This is a genomic window from Beijerinckia sp. 28-YEA-48, from assembly GCF_900104955.1.
Taxonomy (GTDB): Bacteria; Pseudomonadota; Alphaproteobacteria; order Rhizobiales; family Beijerinckiaceae; genus Terripilifer.
In genome coordinates, this window is the sequence record NZ_FNSI01000001.1 from 1,131,452 (window position 1) to 1,157,021 (window position 25,570).

Sequence of the window (25,570 nt, forward strand, 5' to 3'; positions counted from 1 at the left end):
GGAGAAGTCCCATGTTGGCGCCCATCGTTGGCAATCCGGTTGTTCAGGTCAAAGCGCCGGCCTTGCTCAACCCGCGCTATGCGGCGGCGGGCATCGACCTTGAAGTGGTTCCCATGGAACTGCCGCTTGACGGTTTCGACGATGCCTTCTCGGCTCTGCTCAACCGTCCTGATGTCGCCGGGGTGATTGTCACGGTTCCGTTCAAGGCGCAGGCGGCCAAGCATTGCGCCGTCCTCGACAGCGCAGCTGAAATCGCCGGTGCGGCAAATCTTGTCACGCGCGATGAGGACGGCCGCTGGCGCGGCGCGATGACCGACGGCGTTGGCATGGTTCGGGCGCTGCGCAAGGCCGGCTTCGATCCGGCCGGACGACGGGGCTTCATGGCGGGGGCTGGCGGTGCGGGGAAGGGGATCGCGGCCGCGCTTGTTTCAGCAGGCATCATCGCGCTCGATATTTTCGATCCGGCTTATGAGAAAACAATCGATCTCGCCATTCGCACGGGCACGATGGCTTTGCGCCGGCCGCCCGACACGCTTGCCGGCTATGACCTCTTGATCAACGCGACGGCGCTCGGACTAAATGAAAACGATCCGTCGCCGTTCGATTTCGCACAGGCGGCCGTCGATGCCTTTGTCGCCGACGTGGTTGCCGAGCCTTCGCCGTCTCGCCTGCAACAACGCGCTGCCGCACACGGACTTCGCAATATCGGCGGCATGGACATGCTGTCAGGACAACTCGATCTGCTGTTCGACGGGCTGGCCGCTTCCCTTGTCAACACGCGCAAGATCAGGCCGTCGTGACGGACCGGAGATCCTTGAGATAAGCGCACAGCATGTCGGCTACGGCATCGGCATAGGTTTCGATCTCGGCAGCCGTGCGCGGACGGCTCGAAAACTGTTTGCCCACCGCGCTGAGCGTCGTCGTGATGAGCTCGCCGGCGAGGATATGCGTTTCTTCCGGCGTGTCGGGCAGGGCCTCGCGCATGAAGCGCTGCACCGTCTGCGTGCCTGACGCCTTGGCTTCGCGCGCCTCGGGCGCGTCGCGATAGAGCGGTGCCGCGTCATCGAGCGCGCCACGTATGGTGGCCTCGTCACACTCCGAGCGGATGAAAGCGTGGACCAGCGCGCGCAATCGTTCGGGCGGCGGCGTGCTGGTGTCTTCGAGGATGGTGCGCAACAGCTCGGTGGTCTGGCGCCATTCGTCGCTCTGCAGCCGGAACAGGATCGCCGCCTTGTTTGGGAAATATTGATAGAGCGAGCCGACGCTGACGCCGGCCTTTTCGGCGACACGCGTGGTGGTGAAACGCTGCGCGCCTTCGCTCGTCAAAACCTGAACAGCCGCTTCCAAAACCGCCGCGATTAGGTCGGTCGAGCGCGCCTGCTGAGGCCGTTTTCGCGAGGAAATAGAGGTGCTTGGACGATCGGTCATGAAGCGGGCCGGGCAATGCGAATTGGAAACCTGAAGGATTATTCGTATTTTCCAGGTCGACGCAAGAACGCATTTCCGGAGACCCATTGGATGACGACCCTGACCACCACGCCACTGGCGCCGCTGCTCGACCGCCTGTTCATGGAAGCGGATGCCATGCAGCCGGCGATGAATGCCTTCGTTACAGACCTTTCGTCCGAGGAGCGGGGGCGCCTGATGCGCAGCAAGACCGACTATCTCGATCTCTACGGACGGCTGAAGGATCTGCCGCTGCCCGTGTCGCGCGAGACCGGCGCGCTGCTCTACATGTTGGCGCGTGGCACGCGGGCGCGCACGATTGTCGAATTCGGCACGTCGTTTGGCATCTCGACTTTGCATCTGGCGGCGGCGCTGCGCGACAACGGCGGCGGCCGGCTGATCACCAGCGAGTTCGAGCCGTCGAAGATCGCACGCGCGCGTGACAATCTCACCGCCGGCGACCTGATCGATCTCGTCGAAATCCGCGAAGGAGACGCGCTGCTGACGCTGAGCGTCGATCTTCCAGACACGATTGACCTGCTGTTGCTCGACGGCGCCAAGGCGCTTTATGCCGATGTGCTGAGCCTGGTGGAGAGCCACCTGAAGCCCGGCGCCTTCATCGTCGCCGACAATGCCGATTATAGCCCGGAATATTTGAAGCGCGTGCGCGCGCCGGCGCGAGGCTACATGTCGATGCCGTTCGGTGGAGATGTCGAGCTATCGATGCGGCTCGGCTGATCGCAGCTCACAAAATTATCGCTGCGGTGTTCGCACCGCAGCCGTAAGCGTTCACGTCAACCAACGCATTGCCCGATCTCGTTCGGCAGTGCGTTGGCATGTTCGTGGCGCACTCCGTCGATGTCCTATGGAGTGTGCAGACATGTCTGCGATTGTTCATCCCGATACCGCTTATCGCCACGTTCTCGCCCTGACGGGCGCGTTGTTTCTATCCTACCTCACCGTTGCGATGTCGCTGCCGGCCGTCTCGATCTATGTCGTCAATGGCTTGCATCTGAACAATGCCTATGGCGGGCTTGCCGTCGGCATTGCCTTTCTGTCGACCATCGTTACGCGCGGTCAGTCAGGGATCATCACTGACCGGATAGGCGGCAAACTCGCCATGCAACGGGGCCTCGTTCTCTATGCGGTGGCTGGCGTGATCTGCCTGCTCGCCAGCCTGCCGCAACTGCCCGTGGCTGGGCGTTACGCCGTGCTGATCGCCGGGCGGCTTCTGCTTGGTCTGGGTGAAAGCCTGGCCATGGTCGGCATGGTTAGCTGGGCCATCGGCCTGATGGGGCATGGGCGATCCGGCCAGGTGCTGTCGCTGGTCGGCATGGGCATGTATGGCGCGTTCGCCGCTGGCGGTCCGCTCGGTCTGGCCTTGCTCGATCGGATTGGTTTTGGCGGTCTCATGGGCATTTGCGCGACCTTGCCGTTGCTGGGGCTGATCGGCATCCATTGGCTGCCGGCGGTGGCGCCGCAGGCGGGCCAGCGCGAACCTTTCTGGCGGATCATAGGCCGGATCTGGCGCGCCGGCGCTGCGGTCGGCTTGCAGGGCGTTGGTTTTGCGACCTTGGGGGCATTCTTTGCGCTCTATTTCCTGAGCCGTGGTTGGCCTTACGCGGGGCTGGGCCTCACCTGTTTCGGTGTCGGCTTCGTCGCGGTGCGTCTGTTCTGCGGCCACTTGCCCGATCGGATCGGCGGTACCCGTGTCGCTATCGTCTCGTTGATCGTGGAAGCCTGCGGCCAATATCTGCTGTGGCTGGCGCCTGGGCCTGAGCGGGCGCTGGTCGGCGCTTTGCTCACCGGGCTCGGCTGCTCGATGGTGTTTCCGGCCATGGGCTCGGAAGTCGTCAAACAGGTGCCGCCGCATCTGCGGGGAACGGCGGTTGGTGGCTTCGCGGCTTTCCAGGATCTCGCCTATGGCGCGACGGGGCCTGTGGTGGGCGTGTTGGCGGATGTCTCTGGCTATCCGAGCGTGTTTTTGATCGGTGGGTTGGCCGCGACGCTGGGAGTGTGGATGGCGATGGGTGTGCGTAAGATGACCGCCCAGCCGTGATAGGCATGACATGCGAAAGGGCGGCCGATGGCCGCCCTTTGACTTTCTATTAGTGGATGTCGCCGGCTCAGTTCGCGCCAGCCAGTGCGACAGCGTCGGCGCCGGCGGGGAAGCGCAATTGCCCGGACACATCGTTCGCGGCCAGCCACACAGCCTCGGCCACATCCGTCTCCTTCGTCACCAGGGCCGGCTTAGCAAACGCGGCGAAGATCGGTTGCGCGAAAGCGGCATAGACCTCAGGGATCAAGTCTTCGATGCGCACGTCCGTATTCTCAGCGAAGCGGGTGGTCGGGGCATAGCCTGGCTCGACCAGTTTGACGCTGATGCCGAAGGCTTGAAGCTCGTGGGCGAGCGAGCCCGTAAAACCTTCGATCGCCATTTTGCTGGCCGTATAGGCCGCCGCCAGGGGCATCGGCGTAAGTGTCACGCTGGAGGTGACGTTGACGATCACGCCCGATCTGCGGGCGCGCAACTGCGGGATCACGGCCTGGGTCATCGCCATCACACCGAATGTGTTGGTCTCGAACACCTTGCGCACATGGGCCATCGGTGTCGCCTCGAAAGCGCCGACCACACCAATGCCGGCATTGTTGACGAGCACGTCGATGGGCCCGCTGCGGTCGAGTGCCGCCGAAATGCTCTTAGGGCTCGTCACGTCGAGCGGTAGCATCAGCAGGCGATCCGATGGCGGCAGAAGGCCGTCGCGCGGGGTGCGCATGGTGGCGACCACCTTCCAGCCCTGGGCCAGGAAATGACGGGCGGTCTCAAGTCCATAACCGGACGAGCAGCCGGTGATCAGTACGGTCTTCATTGCGAGGTCCTCTGGGTTCAAAACTCTTGGGTTGACGGGCCAGAAATAACCTCCACAATCAGGACTATCATCAATCATAAGTCCAAATTTAGTTGGCAATAGTCCTGAAATGGCTGATCCGCTGTCCCAGGTGATCGATCTCCTGAAACCCCGTGCCGTCTTCTCCAAGGGGATCAGCGGCGCCGGACGTTGGGCCGTGCGCTATTCGGCGTTTGATCAGCCGGGCTTCTGCGCGGTGATCGAGGGCCGCTGCCGCCTCGCCGTCGATGGCGAAGAGGCGGTCACTCTTGAGGAAGGCGACTTCGTGCTTCTGCCGGCGACGCCAGCCTTCACCATGTCGAGCTTCGAGACCGTGCCGCCGCGACATATCGATCCCAAGGTGGCGCCAGCGCCAACGGAAGAGGTTCGCCATGGCAGGCCTGATGGTCCGCCCGACGTGCGCCTGCTTGGCGGCTATTTCGTCTTCGACTCCCCTGATGCAGCGCTGCTGGTGTCACTCCTGCCGGTGATCGTTCACGTGCGTGGCGCCCAGCGGCTCTCGGTGCTGGTGCGTCTCGTTGGCGAGGAGGCGAGCGCTGAGAATGCCGGCCGAAATCTCGTGCTGAGCCGTCTCGTTGAGGTGCTGCTGGTCGAAGCCTTGCGAGCCACCCAAAGCAAGAATGCGTCTCCGGGATTATTGCGCGGGCTTGCCGATGCGCGGGTCGCGGTGGCGATCCGGCAGATGCATGGCGATCCCGAACGCGCCTGGACGGTGGTCGATCTTGCCGCAGAGGCTGGAATGTCCCGCTCGGCTTTCTTCGACCGCTTCACCCGCACCGTCGGCCTGCGGCCGATGGAATATCTCCTGACCTGGCGCATGGCTATGGCCAAGGATCTTTTGCGGAGCCGAGACATGGCGCTCGATGAAGTGGCGCGGCGGGTTGGCTACGGCTCGGCCAGCACGTTCAGCACCGCGTTCAGCCGACATGTCGGGCAGCCGCCGGGGCGTTATGCGCGGGTTGGGGTGGTGTGAGGAGGGTGGGGAGTTCGTCAGGCCTCCGAAGCTTGATCTCTCTGGTGACGCTTTGTTGACCGGGCTCGGCGGCTCAATGGTGTTTCCGGCCATGGGTTCGGAGGTCGTCAAGCATGTGCCGCCGCATCTGCGCGGCACGGCGGTTGGTGGTTTCGCAGCTTTTCAGTATCTGGCTTACGGCGCGATGGGGCCGGTGGTAGGCGTGCTGGCGGATTACTCCGGCTATCCGAGCGTGTTCTTGATTGGCGGTTTGGCTGCGACGCTGGGTGTGTGGATGGCCATGGGGGTGCGGGGCAGATAAGGCTCGGTAGCCGAGCTGATAGTCGTGACGAATGTTGATGGCGCGTTAGTCGGCCCCAGGAGCCGGCTACTGCTGTGAACGATGAAGCCGCAATTGATCGGTTGACGTGTTGCAGAAACGGTCAGAGGTAAAAGGGTATCTGTTCAAGATGTCCTACGATGATCTTAGAACGGAAGATCATCATCATCCGTAGATGCTGGGACCGCACCGGCAGGAAGGGGTAAATTGGTGACGACGAATAGATTTAATATATCCTCGCGATCCATGAAAAGGATCTGGCTGCGTTTCGTCGCGTCGAGTTTATTGCCCAACCAGTTGCGCGCTGACTTCGTGATCTCACCACCCGCAACTATGAAAGCATGATCAACCAGAACGCGCTTGCCTATCTCGGGATCAAATATCTCATGGCCGAGCATCATTGTTACTTGGTTGTGGATCTCGGCTATGTTGGCGTTGGAAGCTTTGCTTGTGCCCGACGCGTCGAGCTTTCCCTTCTTTACCTGGATGCCGAAATAGAGGACGTGCTGCGTTGGTAGCATGAATTTCATCCATACGTCCTTACCGTATTCGAGCTGCTTGTCCTTATGGCCGGCGGCGGTCACTCGATGAAAGCCAAGCTGCCGAAACAGCGGCAGCAAAACCTCTTCAATTAGTGCATCCTCGGATACCTCTCCAAGATAGGAGAGAAGTTGATCACGGCGTATTAACTCGGCAGCGGAAAATGGCCTGTGTGGATTTGGACCGGGTGCCAAGATCGCGTTGGTCTTCAAGTGCCGTAAGTAGCACAGTTTATCATCAGCGTAGAAGGCTTCGAACCCCTCGCGTACCAACGATGCGTTCAGCATTGCCAGAGCGCTCTGTCGTTGGGGAGATTCATTCAAGGCGTCACCCTGATCCATAAGCGTGCGTATCACGCGTCCGAAAGCGTCGGGCGGAATATTTGGACCTGGCTGCGGCGCTGACAAGATTTGCCTCAGGGTCTCAGCGACCCAATAGTTTCTCGTCGAACCGTCGTGAACGTAGTTCGTGCCACAGTCCCTGAAAAAATCCGTCAAGTAGCTGCTACTTCGATACCGAAAAAAGCTATCTTCCTCTTTGTAATTTCCGCAAATCATGTCGGCGATCTGCATCAAAGTACGTTGCTTGAAATCCATTCGTCCTCGCTCCGCTACTCATCCGGCACGATCTGACCTTCTGTTGGTTCGGGAACAACGGTCGCACGATCACCGACGGCAGATTCAACCTTCACGCCAAAACGAGCAACGCGCCGGGCATTGATCGCGGACTCTGAGCCGATCTGCTGGAGCGCCTCTCTCGCGCGCTGTGGAATTCTCCGCATGTCATCTGAAGCCCCTGCTATACGGTCGAATTGAAGCACATTGGCGAGTATTCGTCGCAACTGTCGTCCCGAATGCGACTTGAACACTTTTTTATACTCGTCAATGGATGCGGTCGCGAGAGCATTTAACTGATCTTCATTCCAACCATCTTTGATGCCCGCCATGACTGCGGCCAAGTCGGGAAGGGCTTCGGCTTCAGCGGCGCGCGTAACAAATGCTGCTCGGACATCCTCGTCATCGATGCCATCGCCAAACGGGTTATCGTCTAGATCAAAGAACCTTCGATCCTCATTTCGATTGGCCATATAATAATCTAGTAGCTCCTTCGCTTGTTCTGCGCGTCCTAGTTCCTTGAATAGCTTAATCGTACCATTCAGGTTTGTTGGGGTGATGTACCGGGCATTTTTCAGGAAGGACTCATAGAGGTCATCCAAAACCTCTTCCTGATTGTCGTCGAATGAATCGTGATAGCCATTCCATGCTTCTCCGAAAGACCCATCGGCCTTCGTCGCTATTATGCGGTCATGAACCGCCTGCGCAGTATTTCTCACGCGCTCCGGATCAAAATATCCATCGCAAACACCCTTCAACAGCACCAGATCGAAATCGTCGGTCCATGTATAGCCGTAAGCTTCAAGTAGGCTATTCCATGCCGCTTCCTCTGGCGGAACTTCGTTCTTTGGTCGTAACCCAAACTTATCTACCGCCTTGTTTTTGAGGTACGCTAATGACGGTGCCTGCTCGGGTTGATCATGAGACCATGAGAATAGTACAATAGAACTGATCGCGATCTTCAGAACATCGGGATCGTAGTTCTTTAGAAGGGGTTGGATAGATGCTATGAAGCGGAGAACTCGCTTCATGACGCGAATGTTGGTGATGCCGAGAGCGATACAACGATCACGTACGTCCTTGCTGATTTGGTCGGTACTGGCAACTGCGATGTCTACCGACACCTCCGGCGGTGGCTCATAGACGACCGATACATCGACCACTTTTTCAAGGTTCTTCTCGAAGTCACGTTTGGTGTCTCCATCCAGTTGTTGGTCGTTCAGGATCAAGACAACCTTGCAATTCCGCTGTTCTCGCAAATAGGAAATCAAGCCCAGCACGTCATTGACGTCGAGCTTTTGTCCCCGACGTTCGAGATCGTCGATGCAAATGATTTGGTCACAGATCGTCATGAACGAGATGAGTGACGTCGCGTCGGTGGTGAACACATTTCTGAGCACTGGTAGTGATGATGCTATTCTCGTTAGCTTGCGCCAAGAGCCAAGCTTCGAAACATATGCGTCCAGGGTTTCTAGATTTGCTTTCTTGATACCTTCGTTCAGCGTGATCACGTTTTCGAAGATCGCAAACTTCAGCTCGTCAAGAGTATTCACTCCGAAAAGTGAAACGTAGGAGTATCGGTGCAAATCTATTTTGCCAGCCTTTTGGGATGCTTCTAGTTGCTTCGACCAAGTGTACGTTTTTCCAACTCCCCACTTTCCACGGATACATAAAACCTCGGGGTCTGCTCGACTGAGAAACCGTGAGATTTCCTCGTGCACCAGTTCAACGGACATGATCTGTGCAATCCTTCTCAATCGTGGTTGTGGCAATAAACCTACCGGCATTTTTTATTCTTTCCAGAAGACTGGAGAGATACTCTTTAGGTAGAGCTTATCGAACTGTGAGCCCTGGGATATAAAAAGGGCGGCCTATAAGGCCGCCCCTCGTCTTCTATTGATGGACAATCAACCCTTACGAACACCCGGTCGTGCTTCCACACGTGTCGCACTTCAGACACGTCCCGTTCCGTACCAGCGTGAAGTTCTGGCACTCGGGGCAGGCCTCGCCGACATAGCCTTTCATGCGCGCTTCGGCGCGGCGGTCGGCGACGGACGGCGCGGCGGCTGTCGTAGAGTTTGCTGCCACCGGCGCTTGCCAGTTCAGCGTTTCCACCACTTCTGCCGTGTCGCGCAGAGCGGTCGGCGCGTCCGCGCCGTGGGCGCGGGCCACGGGTTCGTCCTTGCCGCCGGCGGTCTTCACCAGCATCAGTCGATCCTGCTTGCCGCGCACGAAGCCCGAGGAGACGAGTGGCGCGTTCTGGCCGCGGCTCTGGTCTTCGCCGCCGCCGATGCCGGTCGAGCCGATGTCGGCTGGTTCGACGTGGGCGAGGTCGTTGCGGTTGAGGTAGGAAATGGCGAGTTCGCGGAACACATAGTCGAGGATCGACGTGGCGTTCTTGATCGCGTCATTGCCCTGCACGAAGCCCGCCGGTTCGAAGCGGGTGAAGGTGAAGGCGTCGACATATTCCTCCAACGGCACGCCATATTGCAGGCCGACCGAGATGGCGATGGCGAAATTGTTCATCAGCGAGCGGAAGGCAGCACCTTCCTTGTGCATGTCGATGAAGATTTCGCCGATGCGGCCATCGGTATATTCGCCGGTGCGCAGATAGACCTTGTGGCCACCGACAACCGCCTTTTGGGTGTAGCCCTTGCGGCGATCGGGCAGGCGCTCACGCTCGCGCGTGCGCTCGACCCGTTCGACGATGCGCTCGACGATCTTCTCGGCCACCTGGGCCGCGCGGGCGGCATTGGGCAGTTGCACGAGATTCTCGACCGCATCGTCTTCCTCGTCGTCCTCATCGGAGATGAGCTGCGAGTTGAGCGGCTGCGACAGTTTCGAGCCGTCACGATAGAGCGCGTTGGCCTTCAGGCCAAGGCGCCACGACAGCATGTAGGATTCCTTGCAATCCTCCACCGTCGCATCGTTGGGCATGTTGATCGTCTTCGAGATCGCGCCGGTGATGAAGGGTTGCGCCGCCGCCATCATGCGGATGTGGCTTTCCACCGACAGGTAACGCTTGCCGGTGCGGCCGCACGGATTGGCGCAATCGAACACGTTGTAATGTTCGACCTTCAGGAAGGGCGCGCCTTCGAGCGTCATGGCGCCGCACACGTGCGTGTTGCAGGCTTCGATTTCGGCGCGCGAGAAGCCCAAGAAGGCCAGCAGCTCGAAAGCCGGATCGTCGAGCTTTTCCGCCGGCACTTTCAGCGCGCCGGTGAGGAAGTCGGCGCCGAGCGTCCACTTGTTGAAGACGAACTTGATGTCGAAGGCGCTCTTCAGCGATTTCGCCAGCACGTCGAGTTTTTCGTCGGTGAAGCCGCGCGCCTTCAACGTAGAAGTGTTGATGGCGGGCGCTTGCGCCAGCGAGGCATGTCCCACAGCATAGGCTTCGATCTCGGCGATCTGCGAAGGCGAGTAACCAAGCACGCGCAGCGCTTCTGGCACGGCGCGGTTGATGATCTTGAAATAGCCGCCGCCGGCGAGCTTCTTGAATTTTACGAGGGCGAAGTCAGGCTCGATGCCGGTGGTGTCGCAATCCATGACCAGGCCGATCGTGCCGGTGGGCGCGACGACGGTGGTCTGGGCGTTGCGATAGCCGTGCTGTTCGCCCTTGGCCAGCGCCCGGTCCCAGGCGGTCTTGGAATGTTCCGACAGAGCGCTCCAGTTGGAGCCGAGCTTGATCAGCGAGGCGTGATCGAGCGGCACCGGCGCGACGGCGATCGTCTCATAACCCGCCGCTTCGCCATGGGCGGCGCGGCGATGGTTGCGGATGACGCGCAGCATCTGCTCGGCGTTCGGCTTATGGCCGGGGAAGGGGCCGAGCTCCTTGGCCATTTCGGCCGAGGTTTCGTAGCAGACGCCGGTCATGATGGCCGAGAGCGCACCGACGATGGCGCGGCCTTCGTCGCTGTCATAGCCGAGGCCCGACGACATCAGCAGGCCGCCGACATTGGCGTAGCCGAGGCCGAGCGTGCGGTAGTCGTAGGAGAGGCGGGCGATTTCCTTCGACGGGAACTGCGCCATCATCACCGCGATTTCGAGCACGATGGTCCACAGGCGCACGGTGTGCTCATAGCCCGTCACATCGAACGCGCCGGTTTCCGGATGACGGAACTGCAGCAGGTTCAGCGAGGCAAGGTTACAGGCGGTGTCGTCGAGGAACATATATTCGGAGCAGGGGTTCGACGCGATGATCGGACCCGAGGCCGGGCAGGTGTGCCAGTCGTTGATGGTGGTGTGATACTGGATGCCCGGATCGGCCGAGGCCCAGGCGGCATAGCCGATCTTTTCCCAGAGATCCTTCGCCTTGAGGGTCTTGTGCAGCTTGCCGTCGGTGCGGCGGATCAGGTTCCAGTCGCCGTCTTTCTCGACGGCGCGCAGGAATTCATCGGTGACGCGCACCGAGTTGTTCGAGTTCTGGCCGGCGACCGTCAGATAGGCTTCCGAATCCCAGTCGGTGTCATAGGTGTCGAAGGCGATCTCGGTATAGCCCTGACGCGCGAACTGGATGACGCGCTTCATATAGCCGTCGGGCACGCTGTCGCGGCGGGCGAGTTTCACGGCCTTCTTCAGCGCCGGGTTCTTTTCCGGGTTGTAGCAATCGTCGCCCGGGCCTTCGCAATTGACGCAGGCCTTCATGACGGCGGCCATGTGCTTCTTGACGATCTTCGAGCCGGTGACGAGGGAAGCCACCTTCTCCTCTTCCTTCACCTTCCAGTCGATATAGGCTTCGATATCGGGATGGTCGGCGTCGACCACGACCATTTTGGCGGCGCGGCGCGTCGTGCCACCCGACTTGATGGCACCGGCGGCGCGATCGCCGATCTTCAGGAAGCTCATCAGGCCGGAGGACTTGCCGCCGCCGGAAAGCTTTTCGTTCTCGCCGCGCAGGCGCGAGAAGTTGGAGCCGGTGCCCGAGCCGTATTTGAACAGGCGCGCTTCACGCACCCAAAGGTCCATGATGCCGCCTTCGTTGACGAGATCGTCAGCGACGGACTGGATGAAGCAAGCGTGCGGTTGCGGATGCTCGTAGGAGCTCTTCGACTTGGTCAGCTTGCCGGTGAACGGGTCGACATAATAATGGCCCTGGCCCGGGCCATCGATGCCATAGGCCCAATGCAGGCCGGTGTTGAACCATTGCGGCGAATTCGGCGCGGCCATCTGGCTCGCCAGCATGAAGCGCATTTCATCGAGGAAGGCCTGGGCGTCGTCTTCGGTGTCGAAATATTTGCCCTTCCAGCCCCAATAGGCCCAGGTGCCGGCCAAACGGTCGAAGACCTGCGTCGAGGTCATTTCGCTGCCGTAGCGGGCGTCCTTGGGCAATTCGGCGAGGGCTTCTTCGTCGGCGACCGAGCGCCAGAGGAACGAGGGGACGTCGTTCTCTTCAACCTTCTTCAGGCGGGCGGGGACTCCGGCCTTGCGGAAATACTTCTGGGCGATGACGTCGCAAGCGACTTGGCTCCAGTCGGCGGGTACGTCGATACCGTCGAGCAGGAAGACGACAGAGCCGTCCGGGTTGCGGATCTCACTCTTGGCCTTACGGAACTCAAGTTCGGCATAAGGCGATTGATTGGCTTTGGTGTAACGACGTTCGATCCGCATTTTAGTCCCCCGATATGCGCGGACCGCACAGGCCCGCTGAGGCCACGCCTGGCCCCTGTTTTCCGTCTGACTTGGTCCCCGAAACTGGCGGGCCGCTCAACGGTCCCGTCTGCACGCAACGGATCAGGCTCTGCGGCGCTTCAAGGCGTCCGTGTCGTGCCATCCATTGAACAGAAAAATGCGCCTCTGTCGTGGCAACGTCAAGGATTAGTGGTGGGCTTGACGGTCGGACGCAAAATGTAGTGGGGAGGCTGTGAACAGCGGGGATTCGTCGCGACCATATCCCAAGTGTCTGACGAGTCGTGAATTTCTGCAACGGACCGACGCCAATCCTGTGGGAGAATCAGATCGCCACAGAGGTTACGATCGATTCATCATCCTGTTGATCATCCCCATACACCACAGGGTAGTGACAGGAGCTGTCACGAGCCGACCGCGTGTGGTCGGCGCGCAGGGTTGCAGAGCTGTCGGAAATTCAGAACCTTGGCCGAGAATCGAGGGGCGAAACAGGCTGCGCGGGTCGGACGACCTGTGGAGACGGGCGGCTGCCGGAAAGAAAAAATTTTATCGATCGGCTGGCGCGCGCCGGCCCGCGAATTCAGCGGGCGGGAGGGGCCCTGGCGATCACGGTGGATATGTCAGCATCGTCGCGGCCGTCTATCCGAACGGGTCTTTCCTGCCGGTCAACGGCAATGGCTCCGACCGGCGCTCTACGTAAAGTCTTCGCTAGTCTTTAGATCTTCCGCTTATGAAACGAAGGCTTACGATCCCACGGGCGTTTTGCGCCAATGACGATGATGGCGGCGCACAGCGCAGGGAAACCGATTAAGGCCGAGGCGAACTGAATGGGTGAGAGCCCCAATAGCCCCGCGATCGTACTGACCAGCAGCACCAAGATAGCAACACCGCTCGCTGCGATTAGTAAGACGCCTGAGAGGGCCGGAAGAAGGACGGCAAAAACCTTCAGATAATGTACAGAATCTCGCATAGGGATGGTGCCTAAATCCGACGTAGCCCAGATATTTCCAAGCAGAGAATAGGCGAGACGTCTGACAGCAGCCTTACTGGTTAACTGAATGAATTCAGCCCGCCGCCGGTTCGCCGGCGGCGGGGCTTTGTGCGTTTTGAAGGGCTTCAAAACGAGGAGGAGACCCTAAGACGATCCTAGACCGAGCCGTCCGCGCGATGGATGTCGCCATTTCCGATGGCGGCCAGTCCGAAACTCACAGGTAAGCCGCATAGGACTTAGCCCAGAGCAGGATGTGCGCGATCAGCCCAATGACGCCGGCCGTTTCGGAGAATACGGTCGCCGTGCCCGATGTTCCCAGGCGAAGCACGTCAGGATGGGTATCTGGCGGGATCGAGATGACTGCGGGATAGGCGCTCGTACCTCCGATCGATCCGACCCGAGCCAGCGTCCCTGAAACCGCGATTTCGCCCTCGCCAACGCCCTTTGGAATGGCCAGAATCGTCGCCTCATAGAGGCGGCCCGGTTCGGCATCGAAGAACAGTCGCACGGTGGCGCCCGGCTGAATGGTGCGGAACCCATTCTGTAAGAACGTGCCGACGATCGTGGTATCGGACTGGACGATGAAGGACATCGCCGCGCGGGCTTGCAGCGCCCGAGCGCCGACCGCGAGCGCCATGGTGCTCACATAGCCGTCCGATGGCGCCTTGACTGTCGTCTGCTTAAGCTCCCACTTAACATCGTCAAGCTGGGCGCGTGTCTGAATGACGGTCGTGTTGATGCCATTGATGGAGGAATCGAGGCCTGCGCGCGCGCTTTGCCGTTGGGCCTTGGCGGCCTGCAACTGTGCCGTGGCGATGTCGAGCTGTTCGAGCGTTTCCTGCTCGCGGAACGTCGTTGCCGATCCGCTCTTCGTCAGCTTCGCGATGTCCGCCAGCCGCTGTTGCTGGAACGCGACCTGTTTCTCAAGCCCCGTGACATTCGCGTTCGCCTGATCGAGGTTGGCCTGAAGTGCGTCGGCCTGGTGCTGTGCGGCGACGAGCGCCGCTTCGAGCTGCCGGACCTTGTACTGAAAAGGCGCCGGGTCAATCTGGAAAAGTACAGTGCCGGCCTTGACGGACACGTTGGGTTTGACCGGAACGGCTATGACTTCGCCGCTGACGTTCGGCGTCACCTCGACCACGCGCGATCCGACAACGATACGTCCTGTCGGCGTGAGAGAGTTCAAGAGTGCTGCGAAAATGGCGATAATGAAGATGCAGATCAGCGCGGCCAGGCTTCCGCTCAGCCATGTCAGCCGAAGCAGCTTGAACTTAGAAAATATGAGCCAGACCAGGATAAGATAGCTTCCGAAGATGATGAACAAGGGCCGACTCTTTCTCAACGCGCCTGGAGGCGGCGCTCAACAATCCGCCCGAAGCGTGCCGCCCCACCAAGGCATGCGCCGCTGCGGCCGGCACAGTTCGCGCCAGTTTTATAGCCTCCTGCAGTAGCGAGATCGGTCGGCGAGTCTTGCCATTCCGCGCCAATCACTGGGCTCAGGTAGCCTTCGCGGGACGCGGTGCACCCATCACGCCAGATAGTCATGCACCACTTTGCCCAGACCCAGGGTGAGGTCGGCGACAAGATGGGTGGCTGACAGCACTTCCAGCACCGGCAGTTCCGAGACCGGCGCCAGGGCATGGGCGAAGAGTTCGAGCGCGGCAGGTCCATGCCAGGCGCCTTTCACCGCCACATCGACGAGATCGAAGGTCACCAGCTCGCAGATGCGTGGCGTGGCATCGACATGGGGGATGATCTTGAGGAGGTAATTGGGCACGAGCAGTGATTTGCGCACGTCTTCTATGTCGGCGGTGGTGTGTTTGTAGCCCATCGTGCCGGTGGCGATCCGCACCGGGCCGTAATCGAGGGTGCCGACGAGGGTGTCGCGATGCACGGCGAGGGTGGGCTGGGCGTATTTCTTGGGAAAGCCCCAGAGTTCGCGGCCACCGAAAATCGGCGGCCCGTCATTGAGATACATGGCGTGGGTGTAGTTTCCCGGCTTGCCGTGGAAGCGCACGGGAATGACCTGGCCGGATTCGGTGTAGCTGCCGAAGCCGGTCGAATCGGGCATGCGGATGAACTCGAACTTGACGATCGGGTCGGCCATTTCGAGCGGCTCCGGAATCACGGCCCGCAGCCGCTGCGGATCGGTTCGGTAGGCGATAATGAGGAATTCGCGGTTGAAGAACCGGTAGGGGCCTTTGGGGAAAGCCGGGCTCGTCAGGGGCATGGAATAGGCGTTTTTCTTGATGTCGCTGGCTTTCATCTGCGCCTCTTTGCCGGGTAAAAATCCCTCAGACCCTTTGTGCCGCGCCCTTTGTGACAAATTAGCGGGTTTGGGGCGGATTTGGGCGGCGGTCCGATAATATTCCTGTGAGGGCCGGGTGGGCTGGCGGTGGATCGCGGCAGGACATCGCGCCTCATCACCCCTCGACATCGCCCCTGGACATCACGCTTGGGCATCGCCATAGTCCGCGCGAAATTCACATTAATTTCCCTTCGGATTCAGATCGGGCGCAGCCGATGAAATGGTTTCTGCAATTCTTTACCTGGTGGCACGGGCAAACGCTCAACACCAAGTTCAACACTTGGCGTAAGGGCGAGCTCGTCGGCGAAGACGAGTTCGGCAACCGCTATTTCCGCACCAAGGGCGGCCGGCTCGATCCGGCGCTTGGTTTCGAGCGGCGCTGGGTGATTTATCCTGGCATCAGCGAAGCTTCGAACGTGCCGCCGGGCTGGTATGGCTGGCTGCACCACACGGTGAAAGAGCCGCCGACCCGCGAGAACTACAAGCCGCGCGACTGGCAATTGCCCCATAAGCCGAACATGACCGGCACGCCGGATGCCTATCGTCCGCCGGGCTCAACCTTGAGCACAGGTATACGCCCGCCAGCGACGGGGGACTACAAGGCCTGGACACCGGGCACCTAGGCGCCTGAGCGCCATACCCTTGCTGCAATTTTCGGCGAATCGTGGCTTGAGTTCAAAAAAGGCGCCGCTGGCTGCGCCAGCGGAAGCGATATGAGACTTAGCTCTTTGAAGATCGGGCCTATGAAAATCGACAGAGCGGCGGCCGTCCTCCTGGCCGGCGCCTTGGTGGCAATCGCCTCGCCCGCCTCGGCCGACAAGATCAAGCATCCGACAGCCGTGTTCGCCGGTCTCGACAAGATCACCGGCCGGATCATTTCCTTCGATGTGGCGATCGACGAAACGGTGCAGTTCGGCACCCTGCAGATCACGCCGCGCGCCTGCTATACGCGCCCGGCCACCGAGGCGCCGCTGACCGACGGTTTCGTCGAGGCCGAGGAGATGATCTCGCCGACGGAAACCAAGAAACTGTTCGCCGGCTGGATGTTCGCCGCGAGCCCCGGCCTGCATGGCATTGAACACCCGGTCTATGATGCCTGGCTGACCGACTGCAAAGGTGGCAAGGAAGTCATTGCCGATCCGACACCGGCACGCCTCGACGATCCCGCAGACGTGGTGACGCCGCCGCCGCCAAAGCCTGGCACCCAGCCCCGTCCGCGCCGCCGCGAGACCGCGCCGCCGGCGCGCGAAGTGCGCCCGAGCCTGCCGCCGGGGCAGGAGACCATGTCGGAGCCGCAGGTTCTAGCGCCACCGCCGCCGCGCCCGTCGCAGAACCGCAGCGGGCCGCCGGGCCTGATCCCGCCGGGCGACATTCCCTTCGATAACAGGCGCTGAGACGTCATTTCCGGAGTCTGATGTCCTGTCGGACGCGCGTGAGCGTGATCCGGCATGTCATTCTAGCGCCCTAGCACCGCCAACACTTCTCGGCCGTACATCACTTCGCCCTTCGGCCAGCAATGGAATTGCGCCGGGCGTCCAATCGCTTCGTCGAGACGGGCGTGATACTCGGCGCGCGGAATTTCGACAGCGCCGAGCGTGATCAGATGCGGCGTGACGAATTGCGTGTCGAGCAGTTCGAAGCCGCCTTTGTTGAGCCGCGCCACCAGATGCACCAGCGCCACTTTCGAAGCATCGGTCTCGCGGTGAAACATGCTTTCGCCGAAGAAGGCGCCACCGATGGCGACGCCATAAAGGCCGCCGACAAGTTCGCCGGCGTTGTAGGCCTCGACGGTGTGCACATGACCTTGGTCGAAGAGATCGCGGTAGAGTTTGCGGATGCGGGTGTTGATCCAGGTGCTCGGTCGGGAGAGGCCCATGCCGGCGCCGGAACATCCGTCGATCACCGCGTCGAAGTCGCGGTCGATGTGAATTTCAAAACGATCCGAGCGCACCGCCTTGGCGAGCGAGCGTGAAATCGCCAGTCCGTCGAGCGGAAAGATGCCGCGCTGTTCCGGGTCGACCCAGAAAATCGACGGATCGTCGGCGCTCTCGGCCATGGGGAACATGCCGACCGAATAGGCGCGCAGCAAAAGCTGCGGTGTGATTTCGAAAATCTGTCCGGCTTCGCTCATGACTGTCGGCTCAAGACTTTTGACTCACGGCACCTGATCCTGCGCAAAGGGTGGGTTCGCTACCGGCGCTCGTCAAGAGGCGGCTTTCGGTTCCCCGCCGGTTTGCGATTGTCGAGGCGTAACCTTTGCCGGGCTGCATTGCGATGTTTGCTCATCTGCCGCCGCCAAGACACGGTAAAATACAACTCTTAAGGTAAATCCGGCCCTTCATCGAGGCACGATTTGTTTCGACAAGTTCTTTCGACAGGTTCTTCGGGAGAACGGTTGCATCGAGGAGCAGCGCGGTTCCATGGCAAACGTCTCGTCTTCAATCCATCAGACAGCGGCCGGCGGCTATGCCGTGGGCGCCGATTTCTACACGAAGGGACGGCCGGAATATCCAAGCGAAGTGTCGGACTGGTTGCGTGACGGTCTTGGCTTGCAGCCTGGGCGGGTGGTGGTCGACCTGGGCGCGGGCTCCGGCAAGTTCTCCGGCTATCTGGTGCGGACTGGCGCTTCTGTGATCGCAGTGGAACCCGTGCCGCAGATGTTGGAGAAGCTGACGCAGGCATGGCCTGACGTTATCAGTCACCTTGGTATGGCGGATGCCATTCCGCTTCCCGATGGTTCGGTGGACGCGGTGGTCTGCGCGCAGGCGTTCCATTGGTTCGCGCATGCCGGCGCCTTGAAGGAGATCTGCCGCGTCTTGAAGCCGGGTGGTCGGCTCGGCTTGATTTGGAACATGCGCGACACATCCGTCGGCTGGGTCAAACAGCTCAATGCGATCGTCGATCGCTACGAAGGCAACACGCCCCGTTACGCCAATGGCGATTGGAAGCAGGCCTTTCCGTTCGCCGGTTTCGGACCGATGCAGACGGTGCATTTCCGTTACGGCCACACCGGCGCACCGGAAGATGTCATCGTCAATCGTGTGCGCTCGACGAGCTTCATCGCGGCGCTGCCGAAAGATGAGGAAGCCAAAGTGGTGGCCGAGGTCCGCGCCTTGATCGAAGCAACGCCGGAGCTGAAAGGGCAGGGCACCGTGACAACGCCTTATGTCACCGACGCCTACAGCATGATCAAGGTCGCAGGGTAATCAGTGCTGGTTGTTGCGTCGTCTAAGCGCAGTGCAATGTTGAGTGATGGTCGTAGTCTAGCTCGAGGATCAGCGTGTACGGCAGAGTGGGCCAATTCTTCTCGAAAGAAATACGAGCGTGAAACGGCTGATTGCAACATGTTGCATAGTGGGCGCGGCGGCGATCTTGTGATGCCTATCGCGGTAACCGGTTGACAGTCCGAAAGCCAATCGTCAGTCTCCAGTCTTATAACGAATAGAACCCGCCTGGGGAGGTCCGATGATTGAAGCGCCGCGTCGTTCGCGCGTTTTTGGTGTTAGGGCGCTATTGTGACGGGAGCGACGGTTGGGAGTATCAGCCTCGGCCGGCAAGTCCCTCTCGGCCTGACAAAGCAACGGCCACCGTCGCGCTTCACGCGCCTGTTCAGTCTGGAATATCTCATCATGGGCGGCGCGATCGTCGCCCTGTTCGTGCTTGTGGTCTTGCCGCTCTGCTCCTTACTGATCGGGAGTATCTGGGGGGAGAATGGCTTCACCCTCGAATATTTCAGCGAGGCTTTCTCTGGCCGGCTTTATGTTCAGGCGCTGCTCAACTCGTTGATCTTGGGCGCCTGGACGGGATTGTTCAGCCTGCTGCTCGGACTGCCGTTAGCCTGGGCGGTGGCGCGCACGAATATACCGGGCAAGCCGCTCATCACTCTGACCGCCAATCTATCCTATCTCTCGCCGCCTTTCCTGACCGCGATCGCCTTCGTCAATCTGTTTGGCCCCAACGCTGGCCTGATCAACGCCTTCTCTCGCGACGTCCTCGGTCTGCCTTGGCTTGGCTTCAACATTTTCTCGATGTCAGGCCTCGTCCTGGTCACGGTGCTGCACACTTTTCCTTACGTCTATCTGCTGGCCTCAAGCGCGCTTCAGTCGGTCGATGCATCCTATGAGGAGGCCGCCCAAATCTTAGGGGCCAGCAAATGGCGCACGGCCCTGGTGATCACGACGCCGCTGGTGATGCCGGCGATCCTGTCGGGCGTTCTCCTTGCCTTTGTTAACGCCATCGCGCTGTTCGGCTCGCAAGCGATCATCGGCCTGCCTGGCCGCATTGTGACCTTGCCAACCCGCATCTATTCGCTTTTCGATTATCCGCCGCAGTATGGGCTGGCCTCGGCTTTATCGTTGCTTTTTGTCTTCATCACGATCGCAGCGCTCTACCTGCAACGCGCCTACCTGGCGAAGCGCTCCTTCGTGACGCTGGGCGGCAAAGGCGCGAGGCCGCAACTGATGGACCTGGGTTGGGTCAAATGGCCGCTTTTTGGCTTTTGCCTCTTGGTCTTTTTCATCGCGATCGTGCTGCCCTACATGACCTTGATCGCGGTTTCGCTCTCGAAGTCGTGGGGGCTTGCTTTTTGGCAGGGGCTGACGCTCGAGCATTATCGCTTTGTGCTGTTCGACTATGATGTCACGCAGCGCGCTATCCGCAATTCCCTCGGATTGGCGACCATCGCCGCCACCGTCGCTGTTTTTCTCGGCGCGATCATCGGCTGGATCGACATCCGCACTCATCTCCCTGGCCGCAAATTCCTCGACTATGCCGCCTTGGTGCCACTCGGCTTGCCAGGGATCGTCATGGCGGTGGCGTTGATCCAGTTTTGGCTGTCGATGCCGATCGCGCTTTACGGCACGCTGGTGATCCTGCTGCTTGCCTATGTCGGCCGCTATATTCCACTGGGCGTGCGCGCCGCCAATACATCGCTGCGCCAGATCGATCCGACGCTCGAGGAAAGCGCTCGCATCCTCGGCGCAAGCTGGGGCCATACGCTTAAGGAGATCACCTTGCCGCTGATGCGGCCTGGTCTCTTTGCTGGTTGGCTGCTCGTCTTCGTGCCGGTCATCCAAGAACTCAGCGCCTCGATCCTGCTGTTCTCGTCGAGTTCGATGACGTTGGCGGTGGCGATCTACAACCTCTACGAAACCGGCTATACCGAGCCTGTCGCCGCGCTTGCCATGATCAACATGGCGATCATCGTCGTGGCGATCGCACTGGCGCGCAAGATCGCTGGCGGAAGCATTGGCAAAGAGTCCGATAAAAACCTAACAGCACAGGGAGGAACCGCCTGATGGCCGGTATTACGATCTCCTCGCTTTCCAAAAGCTATGGTGGGCATCATCTGCGGCTGACGGCTGTGCAGGATCTCGACCTGGCGGTCCAGGACAATCAGTTTATCACGCTGCTCGGTCCTTCGGGCTGCGGCAAGACGACGACGCTGCGACTGATCGCGGGCTATGTCACCCCCGATACCGGTTCCATCCATGTCGGTGACAGGTTGGTCTCGTCGCCATCCGGCGTGGTCTCGCCTGAACGGCGCGGCATGGGCATGGTCTTCCAGAACTATGCGGTCTGGCCGCACAAGACGGTCTACGAGAACATCGCCTTCGGCTTGAAACTCAGGAAGCTCTCCTCGACACAGGTCCGTGACAAGGTTGAGGGAGCGCTCGACCTGGTCAATCTGAAGGGGCTCGCGGCGCGTTTCCCCAATGAGCTTTCCGGTGGTCAACAGCAGCGCGTCGCGCTGGCGCGCTCGCTCGTGGTCGAGCCCGACATCCTGTTGTTGGACGAACCTCTCTCGAACCTCGACGCCAAGTTGCGGGAGAAGATGCGCGGCGAACTCAAACAATTGCAGCGGCGCACGGGCATCACCTTCATCTATGTCACCCATGATCAGGCCGAAGCGTTGGCTCTCTCCGACCAGATTGCCGTGATGCATGCCGGGCGGTTGCAGCAATTCGGCTCGCCCTTCGATGTCTACACCACGCCGGCGAACCGCGTCGTCGCCGACTTCATGGGGCTCGTGAATTTGGTTCCAGGCCGCATCCGCTCGATCAGCGGCGACAGGGCCGAAATCGAGGCCGACGGCGGATTGGTCCTGGTGGCGCCACGGCCGCCCGAGATGGCGGTGGGTATGGAGATCGACATCGCGATCCGCCCGGAGAATATCCGATTGAGCGTCGCACCCGAAGCCTTTGCCGGTGTCGTCAGCGAGCGAACCTTTCTCGGCAATCTCTGCGAATATGTTGTCGTCATCCCGGGCGGACGGGCGCTGCGCGTTCAGACCCATCCCTTGCAGCAATTTTCTATCGGCGAAAGCGTCGGCATCACCATCGACCCAAGCCAGTGCAGCCTGTTCGCGTGCGAGCCGGATGCCGTCGCTTCGGCCGCATGAAACCATCAGAGACGGAGACGGATATGAATCAGCATGCAACCATGCAAGGCGCCATCAAGAGCGAGGAGCACTGGACCAAGAAGGGGGATGTCGATCTCTTTCTATTCGAAAAATATCTAAACCATCCCAGCGACGACAAGGGCACGATCTTGTTCGTACATGGCTCGTCGATGGCCTCGCAACCGACCTTCGATCTCAATGTTCCTGGCCGGCCGGATTCCTCGGTGATGGAATGGTTCGCCAAGCAGGGCTACGATACCTGGTGTGTCGATATGGAGGGCTATGGTCGCTCGACCAAGACCCGCGACATCACCAGCAACATCGCTGACGGCGCCGATGATCTGGCGGCAGCCTCCGAGTATATTATGAAACTGCGCGGCAACCGTCCTTTCCTGATCTATGGGATTTCTTCGGGTGCGCTGCGCGCCGCGAGCTTTGCCGAGCGTCATCCCGAGCGGGTGCGTCGGCTGGCGCTCGACGCTTTCGTGTGGACCGGCGAGGGGAGTCCGACGCTGGAAGAGCGCAAGAAGAAGCTACCGCAATTCCAGGCGATGAAACGCCGGCCGATCGACCGTGCTTTCGTGCATTCGATCTTTGAGCGGGACCATCCCGGAACGGCCGACCACGCGACGATCGAGGCCTTCGCCGACGCGATCCTGGCGCTCGACGATTCCATGCCGACAGGCACCTATGTCGACATGTGCTCGCGCCTGCCGCTGACCGACCCGGCCAAGATTACCGTGCCGACGATCATCATGCGGGGCGAATATGATGGCATCGCCAGTTTCGAGGATCTGATGGCTTTCTATGCGCGGCTGCCGAATGCCGACAAGCAATTCATCGTCATGCCTGGCATCTCGCATGCCTCGTTTCAGCAGAAGAACTACAAGCTGGTTTATCACATCTTGAGGAGTTTCTTCGAACAGCCGGAGCCGCTCTATCGCGGTGAATGAGCCCGCAAGGCCGGCGACTGCAAAGGAATATCAACGAACCAGGGAGGATCGCATGCGCAGACTGGCTTACACGATCGCGATGGGCACCGTGATATCGCTGGGCGCGGTCAGCGTCACGCTTGCGCAAGACAGGGCCGACCTGGAGGCCGCCAAAAAGGAAGGCAAAGTCGTCTGGTACACGTCGACGCCGGTCGAGACCGGCCAGAAGATCGCGAAAATGTTCGAGGCAAAATACGGCGTAAAGGTCGAGATCTTCCGCTCGGGCGGCTCGGCGATCCTGCGCCGTTTCCTGCAGGAGGCGCAGGCCAAGCGCATCAACGCCGATCTCCTCACGACATCGGATCCCGCCGCTGCGGCGGAACTGGGCGACCAGGGCATGTTCGTCCCGTTTAAGCCCGTCAATTTCGATAAGATCCCCGACAGCGCGAAGGATGCCAATGGCAATTTCATCGCTCAACGGCTCAATATCATCACGATCTATGTGCGCAGCGACAAGATGCCGGCGGCGATGGCGCCACGTACCTGGGATGCCTTGCTCGATCCTAAATATAAGGGGCTGCAGGTCATGACCGACCCTTCCTTCACTTCGCTTCAACTGACGGTGGTTGGCATGAATGCGAAGGAGAAGGGCTGGGGATATTATGAGAAGCTGCGCCAGAACGACATTATGATCGTGCAGAGCAACCAGCAGGTCTCCGACATGATCAAGCGCGGCGAACGCGTGATCGCTGCTGGCGCGCTTGATTCTTACGCTGCCGAGGATCGTAAGGACGGTCATCCGATCGAGACGATCTATCCGACCGACGGCACCTATGTGATCCCGTCGCCAACCTCGGTGGTCAAGGGCTCGCCCAACCCCAATGCCGGCAAGCTCCTGGCCGAATTCATGATCAGCGACGACGTTCAGAAGCTCTTCCCCGAGGACGGCGCCTATTCGGCGCGTATCGACATGCCGCCACCGGCCGGCAGTCCCGCCATCAAGGACATCAAGGTGATCGGCGTCGACTATGCCTTCCTGCGTAAGCAGGGGCCGGTCGTGAAGAAGAAGTTCAATGAGATATTCCAATAAGTGGGGATGAACCGATTTCGCTTTGTCTGATGCTTTCGCCCCGTCCTTGGACCGTTCGTCTCGATGGGGAGATGAAGGTCAGCTTCGCGTCGTTACGACTTGATCAGCGCGTAATAGGCGATGAGCAAGATCGGCAACGCCAGCGCGAGCCAGGACAGTATGTCCCAAAATCCGTCCCCGAGCAGGGCCGAGAGCAATCCGAAAGCTACTACGCCACCGACGACGGCCGGTGCGCCAAAGATGAGCTTGAGCGGCCGATGCCGCGACAGGAATGTCATCGCTTAACGTCCTGGCGCGTGTTGGACTTCGGAAGTCTGGCTGGCTGCCTGCGGACGGCGGATGCGTGCCAACCAGAGGTAAAGACCGCTGCCTAAAACCATGATGGCCGCCAGATCGAGTAGAGCCCACAGAATTTTCAGGGACATTCCACCATAGTCGCCGAAATGCAGCGGCTTTGAGAGGAAGAGCACCTGCGCATACCAGGGCAGGCTGCGCATGTCGCTGATGGAACCATCCTCGGCGTTGATGAGGACAGGCATGATGAGTTTTGAGGTCAGCGGCTGATTGCCGCTGAGAAAGACATCGTAGTGGTGGCCACCGGCCATCATGGTGCCGGGCATCGCGACCGTGTTGATCGTCATGCCGGGCGCCGCCGCGAGAGCCGTCTCGGCCGCCGATTGAGCCGAGATGATTTTCGCTGGCACTGGCGTATTGCGCCAAGGGCGGATCATCTCGGCCAGCTCTGTCGCCGCCCAGTGATTGGCGATTTGCAGCGAGAGCGTGTTGACGACGCCGGTCAGGCCGACGGCGAGCAGCCAGACGGTGAGGACGATGCCGCCCAAATTATGCAGGTCGAGCCAATACAGCCGTCGGCTGGTTTTGCGCACGGTGCCGAAATCGAGGCGACGCATGAAGGGCGCGTAGACGACGACGCCCGAAACGATTGAAGCGACAAAGCACACGCCGACAATGGCGAGGATCCACATGCCTTTGTCATCGAGGAGGAGTTCTGAGTGGAGATCCCTGAGGAATTGCATCGCGGGACTGCGGAGGCGGTCGCCGGTTCGCATGACCTTTCCGGTTCGCGCATCGACGGTGACGATTGCCGTCAGTTTGCGGGACTCGACCGAGCTGCCCATCGCCATGTTCCACAACGGTTCGCCCGGCACCGGTGTGGCGAAGCGAACGGCTTCGCCAGAGCGAGCCTGGCTCGCGATCTCCATCAGGCGGTCAAGCGGAAGGTGAGGCATTGTCGCTGTCGCGGACGGATCGGGAATGCCGCGCTGGCCGAAGGCCCGATCGATGTCCTCATGGAAGATGAGAGGCAGCCCGGTCACGCACAGCAGGAGCAGGACGAGCATGGGGAGTAGGCTCGTCCAGGTGTGCACACGGATCCAGATGCGAAGCGTCTTCGAGGTCATGG

23 protein-coding genes are annotated in these 25,570 nt (G+C 60.3%); 12 read left to right on the top strand and 11 right to left on the bottom strand.

Going from position 1 to position 25,570, the window contains the following annotated elements; genetic code table 11:
- The first annotated feature begins 11 nt into the window (after positions 1–11).
- Positions 12–800: a shikimate dehydrogenase family protein gene (locus BLW50_RS05390; RefSeq protein ID WP_090698547.1), complete on the top strand. Its 789-nt coding sequence runs from the start codon at positions 12–14 to the stop codon at positions 798–800.
- Here BLW50_RS05390 and BLW50_RS05395 read toward each other — a convergent pair.
- Complete coding sequence (locus tag BLW50_RS05395; protein ID WP_090698550.1) at positions 787–1,428, bottom strand: TetR/AcrR family transcriptional regulator; 642 nt, start codon at positions 1,426–1,428, stop codon at positions 787–789. The genes BLW50_RS05390 and BLW50_RS05395 overlap by 14 nt on opposite strands.
- A gap of 90 nt (positions 1,429–1,518) precedes the next feature.
- On the opposite strand from BLW50_RS05395, the gene BLW50_RS05400 reads away from it, so the two are divergent.
- Positions 1,519–2,184 carry an O-methyltransferase gene (locus tag BLW50_RS05400; protein WP_090698554.1) on the top strand — a complete coding sequence of 222 codons (666 nt, stop codon included), beginning with the start codon at positions 1,519–1,521 and terminating at the stop codon, positions 2,182–2,184.
- Positions 2,185–2,326: 142 nt separating this feature from the next.
- A complete protein-coding gene (locus BLW50_RS05405; protein ID WP_090698557.1) occupies positions 2,327–3,505 on the top strand; it encodes an MFS transporter in 1,179 nt (392 codons plus the stop codon).
- 67 nt (positions 3,506–3,572) lie between these two features.
- Here BLW50_RS05405 and BLW50_RS05410 read toward each other — a convergent pair whose 3' ends face one another.
- Positions 3,573–4,316 carry an SDR family oxidoreductase gene (locus BLW50_RS05410; RefSeq protein WP_090698561.1) on the bottom strand — a complete coding sequence of 248 codons (744 nt, stop codon included), beginning with the start codon at positions 4,314–4,316 and terminating at the stop codon, positions 3,573–3,575.
- A gap of 109 nt (positions 4,317–4,425) precedes the next feature.
- Here BLW50_RS05410 and BLW50_RS05415 point away from each other — a divergent pair, with 109 nt between their 5' ends.
- Together BLW50_RS05415 and BLW50_RS30615 are read left to right on the top strand one after the other, a co-directional pair.
- A complete protein-coding gene (locus BLW50_RS05415; RefSeq protein ID WP_090698564.1) occupies positions 4,426–5,328 on the top strand; it encodes an AraC family transcriptional regulator in 903 nt (300 codons plus the stop codon).
- A 55-nt stretch (positions 5,329–5,383) separates the two neighbouring features.
- Entirely contained in the window at positions 5,384–5,629 is a 246-nt protein-coding gene (locus BLW50_RS30615; RefSeq protein ID WP_210186040.1) for an MFS transporter, read from the top strand.
- A 164-nt stretch (positions 5,630–5,793) separates the two neighbouring features.
- On the opposite strand, the gene BLW50_RS05425 is transcribed toward BLW50_RS30615, so the two are convergent.
- From BLW50_RS05425 to BLW50_RS05450, 6 genes are all read right to left on the bottom strand, one after another.
- Positions 5,794–6,783: a hypothetical protein gene (locus tag BLW50_RS05425; protein WP_090698568.1), complete on the bottom strand. Its 990-nt coding sequence runs from the start codon at positions 6,781–6,783 to the stop codon at positions 5,794–5,796.
- A 14-nt stretch (positions 6,784–6,797) separates the two neighbouring features.
- Positions 6,798–8,537 (bottom strand): P-loop NTPase fold protein, encoded by a 1,740-nt coding sequence (locus BLW50_RS05430; RefSeq protein WP_090698572.1) that lies wholly within the window; start codon positions 8,535–8,537, stop codon positions 6,798–6,800.
- 178 nt (positions 8,538–8,715) lie between these two features.
- Complete coding sequence (locus BLW50_RS05435) at positions 8,716–12,408, bottom strand: vitamin B12-dependent ribonucleotide reductase (RefSeq protein WP_090698575.1); 3,693 nt, start codon at positions 12,406–12,408, stop codon at positions 8,716–8,718.
- A 733-nt stretch (positions 12,409–13,141) separates the two neighbouring features.
- Entirely contained in the window at positions 13,142–13,546 is a 405-nt protein-coding gene (locus BLW50_RS30240; protein WP_139267480.1) for a hypothetical protein, read from the bottom strand.
- Between the two features lie 85 nt (positions 13,547–13,631).
- Entirely contained in the window at positions 13,632–14,741 is a 1,110-nt protein-coding gene (locus BLW50_RS05445) for an HlyD family secretion protein (RefSeq protein ID WP_090698581.1), read from the bottom strand.
- 204 nt (positions 14,742–14,945) lie between these two features.
- The gene (locus BLW50_RS05450; protein WP_090698584.1) at positions 14,946–15,683 is read right to left on the bottom strand and encodes an acetoacetate decarboxylase; all 738 of its coding nucleotides are present in this window, start codon (positions 15,681–15,683) and stop codon (positions 14,946–14,948) included.
- A 257-nt stretch (positions 15,684–15,940) separates the two neighbouring features.
- Between BLW50_RS05450 and BLW50_RS05455 the strand changes: the two genes are divergently transcribed.
- Positions 15,941–16,348 carry an NADH:ubiquinone oxidoreductase subunit NDUFA12 gene (locus BLW50_RS05455; RefSeq protein WP_090698587.1) on the top strand — a complete coding sequence of 136 codons (408 nt, stop codon included), beginning with the start codon at positions 15,941–15,943 and terminating at the stop codon, positions 16,346–16,348.
- A 120-nt stretch (positions 16,349–16,468) separates the two neighbouring features.
- Positions 16,469–17,119: a DUF2155 domain-containing protein gene (locus BLW50_RS05460; RefSeq protein WP_090698589.1), complete on the top strand. Its 651-nt coding sequence runs from the start codon at positions 16,469–16,471 to the stop codon at positions 17,117–17,119.
- A 62-nt stretch (positions 17,120–17,181) separates the two neighbouring features.
- On the opposite strand, the gene aat is transcribed toward BLW50_RS05460, so the two are convergent.
- A complete protein-coding gene (gene aat / locus BLW50_RS05465; protein ID WP_090698592.1) occupies positions 17,182–17,856 on the bottom strand; it encodes a leucyl/phenylalanyl-tRNA--protein transferase in 675 nt (224 codons plus the stop codon).
- A gap of 289 nt (positions 17,857–18,145) precedes the next feature.
- Here aat and BLW50_RS05470 point away from each other — a divergent pair, with 289 nt between their 5' ends.
- The 5 genes from BLW50_RS05470 (at position 18,146) to BLW50_RS05490 (ending at position 24,147) form a co-directional block, all read left to right on the top strand.
- The gene (locus BLW50_RS05470) at positions 18,146–18,931 is read left to right on the top strand and encodes a class I SAM-dependent methyltransferase (RefSeq protein WP_090698596.1); all 786 of its coding nucleotides are present in this window, start codon (positions 18,146–18,148) and stop codon (positions 18,929–18,931) included.
- 309 nt (positions 18,932–19,240) lie between these two features.
- On the top strand, positions 19,241–21,022 hold the full coding sequence (locus BLW50_RS05475; protein WP_090698602.1) for an ABC transporter permease: 1,782 nt from the start codon (positions 19,241–19,243) through the stop codon (positions 21,020–21,022).
- Positions 21,022–22,125 carry an ABC transporter ATP-binding protein gene (locus BLW50_RS05480; protein ID WP_090698606.1) on the top strand — a complete coding sequence of 368 codons (1,104 nt, stop codon included), beginning with the start codon at positions 21,022–21,024 and terminating at the stop codon, positions 22,123–22,125. The genes BLW50_RS05475 and BLW50_RS05480 overlap by 1 nt, the downstream gene beginning before the upstream one ends.
- A gap of 23 nt (positions 22,126–22,148) precedes the next feature.
- On the top strand, positions 22,149–23,078 hold the full coding sequence (locus BLW50_RS05485; RefSeq protein ID WP_210186041.1) for an alpha/beta hydrolase: 930 nt from the start codon (positions 22,149–22,151) through the stop codon (positions 23,076–23,078).
- A gap of 52 nt (positions 23,079–23,130) precedes the next feature.
- Positions 23,131–24,147 (top strand): extracellular solute-binding protein, encoded by a 1,017-nt coding sequence (locus tag BLW50_RS05490; RefSeq protein ID WP_090698608.1) that lies wholly within the window; start codon positions 23,131–23,133, stop codon positions 24,145–24,147.
- A 92-nt stretch (positions 24,148–24,239) separates the two neighbouring features.
- Here BLW50_RS05490 and BLW50_RS05495 read toward each other — a convergent pair whose 3' ends face one another.
- Both BLW50_RS05495 and BLW50_RS05500 read right to left on the bottom strand, forming a co-directional pair.
- Positions 24,240–24,425 carry a hypothetical protein gene (locus BLW50_RS05495; protein WP_090698611.1) on the bottom strand — a complete coding sequence of 62 codons (186 nt, stop codon included), beginning with the start codon at positions 24,423–24,425 and terminating at the stop codon, positions 24,240–24,242.
- A 3-nt stretch (positions 24,426–24,428) separates the two neighbouring features.
- Positions 24,429–25,568: a PepSY-associated TM helix domain-containing protein gene (locus BLW50_RS05500; RefSeq protein ID WP_090698614.1), complete on the bottom strand. Its 1,140-nt coding sequence runs from the start codon at positions 25,566–25,568 to the stop codon at positions 24,429–24,431.
- Between the last annotated feature and the right edge of the window lie 2 nt (positions 25,569–25,570).

Excerpts from the sequence above, each read along its gene's own strand:
- BLW50_RS05390 (WP_090698547.1), top strand. The coding sequence starts at position 12 with ATGTTGGCGCCCATCGTTGGCAATCCGGTTGTTCAGGTCAAAGCGCCG.
- BLW50_RS05395 (WP_090698550.1), bottom strand. The coding sequence starts at position 1,428 with ATGACCGATCGTCCAAGCACCTCTATTTCCTCGCGAAAACGGCCTCAG.
- BLW50_RS05400 (WP_090698554.1), top strand. The coding sequence starts at position 1,519 with ATGACGACCCTGACCACCACGCCACTGGCGCCGCTGCTCGACCGCCTG.
- BLW50_RS05405 (WP_090698557.1), top strand. The coding sequence starts at position 2,327 with ATGTCTGCGATTGTTCATCCCGATACCGCTTATCGCCACGTTCTCGCC.
- BLW50_RS05410 (WP_090698561.1), bottom strand. The coding sequence starts at position 4,316 with ATGAAGACCGTACTGATCACCGGCTGCTCGTCCGGTTATGGACTTGAG.
- BLW50_RS05415 (WP_090698564.1), top strand. The coding sequence starts at position 4,426 with ATGGCTGATCCGCTGTCCCAGGTGATCGATCTCCTGAAACCCCGTGCC.
- BLW50_RS05425 (WP_090698568.1), bottom strand. The coding sequence starts at position 6,783 with ATGGATTTCAAGCAACGTACTTTGATGCAGATCGCCGACATGATTTGC.
- BLW50_RS05430 (WP_090698572.1), bottom strand. The coding sequence starts at position 8,537 with ATGTCCGTTGAACTGGTGCACGAGGAAATCTCACGGTTTCTCAGTCGA.
- BLW50_RS05435 (WP_090698575.1), bottom strand. The coding sequence starts at position 12,408 with ATGCGGATCGAACGTCGTTACACCAAAGCCAATCAATCGCCTTATGCC.
- BLW50_RS05450 (WP_090698584.1), bottom strand. The coding sequence starts at position 15,683 with ATGAAAGCCAGCGACATCAAGAAAAACGCCTATTCCATGCCCCTGACG.
- BLW50_RS05455 (WP_090698587.1), top strand. The coding sequence starts at position 15,941 with ATGAAATGGTTTCTGCAATTCTTTACCTGGTGGCACGGGCAAACGCTC.
- BLW50_RS05460 (WP_090698589.1), top strand. The coding sequence starts at position 16,469 with ATGAAAATCGACAGAGCGGCGGCCGTCCTCCTGGCCGGCGCCTTGGTG.
- aat (WP_090698592.1), bottom strand. The coding sequence starts at position 17,856 with ATGAGCGAAGCCGGACAGATTTTCGAAATCACACCGCAGCTTTTGCTG.
- BLW50_RS05470 (WP_090698596.1), top strand. The coding sequence starts at position 18,146 with ATGGCAAACGTCTCGTCTTCAATCCATCAGACAGCGGCCGGCGGCTAT.
- BLW50_RS05480 (WP_090698606.1), top strand. The coding sequence starts at position 21,022 with ATGGCCGGTATTACGATCTCCTCGCTTTCCAAAAGCTATGGTGGGCAT.
- BLW50_RS05485 (WP_210186041.1), top strand. The coding sequence starts at position 22,149 with ATGAATCAGCATGCAACCATGCAAGGCGCCATCAAGAGCGAGGAGCAC.
- BLW50_RS05490 (WP_090698608.1), top strand. The coding sequence starts at position 23,131 with ATGCGCAGACTGGCTTACACGATCGCGATGGGCACCGTGATATCGCTG.
- BLW50_RS05495 (WP_090698611.1), bottom strand. The coding sequence starts at position 24,425 with ATGACATTCCTGTCGCGGCATCGGCCGCTCAAGCTCATCTTTGGCGCA.
- BLW50_RS05500 (WP_090698614.1), bottom strand. The coding sequence starts at position 25,568 with ATGACCTCGAAGACGCTTCGCATCTGGATCCGTGTGCACACCTGGACG.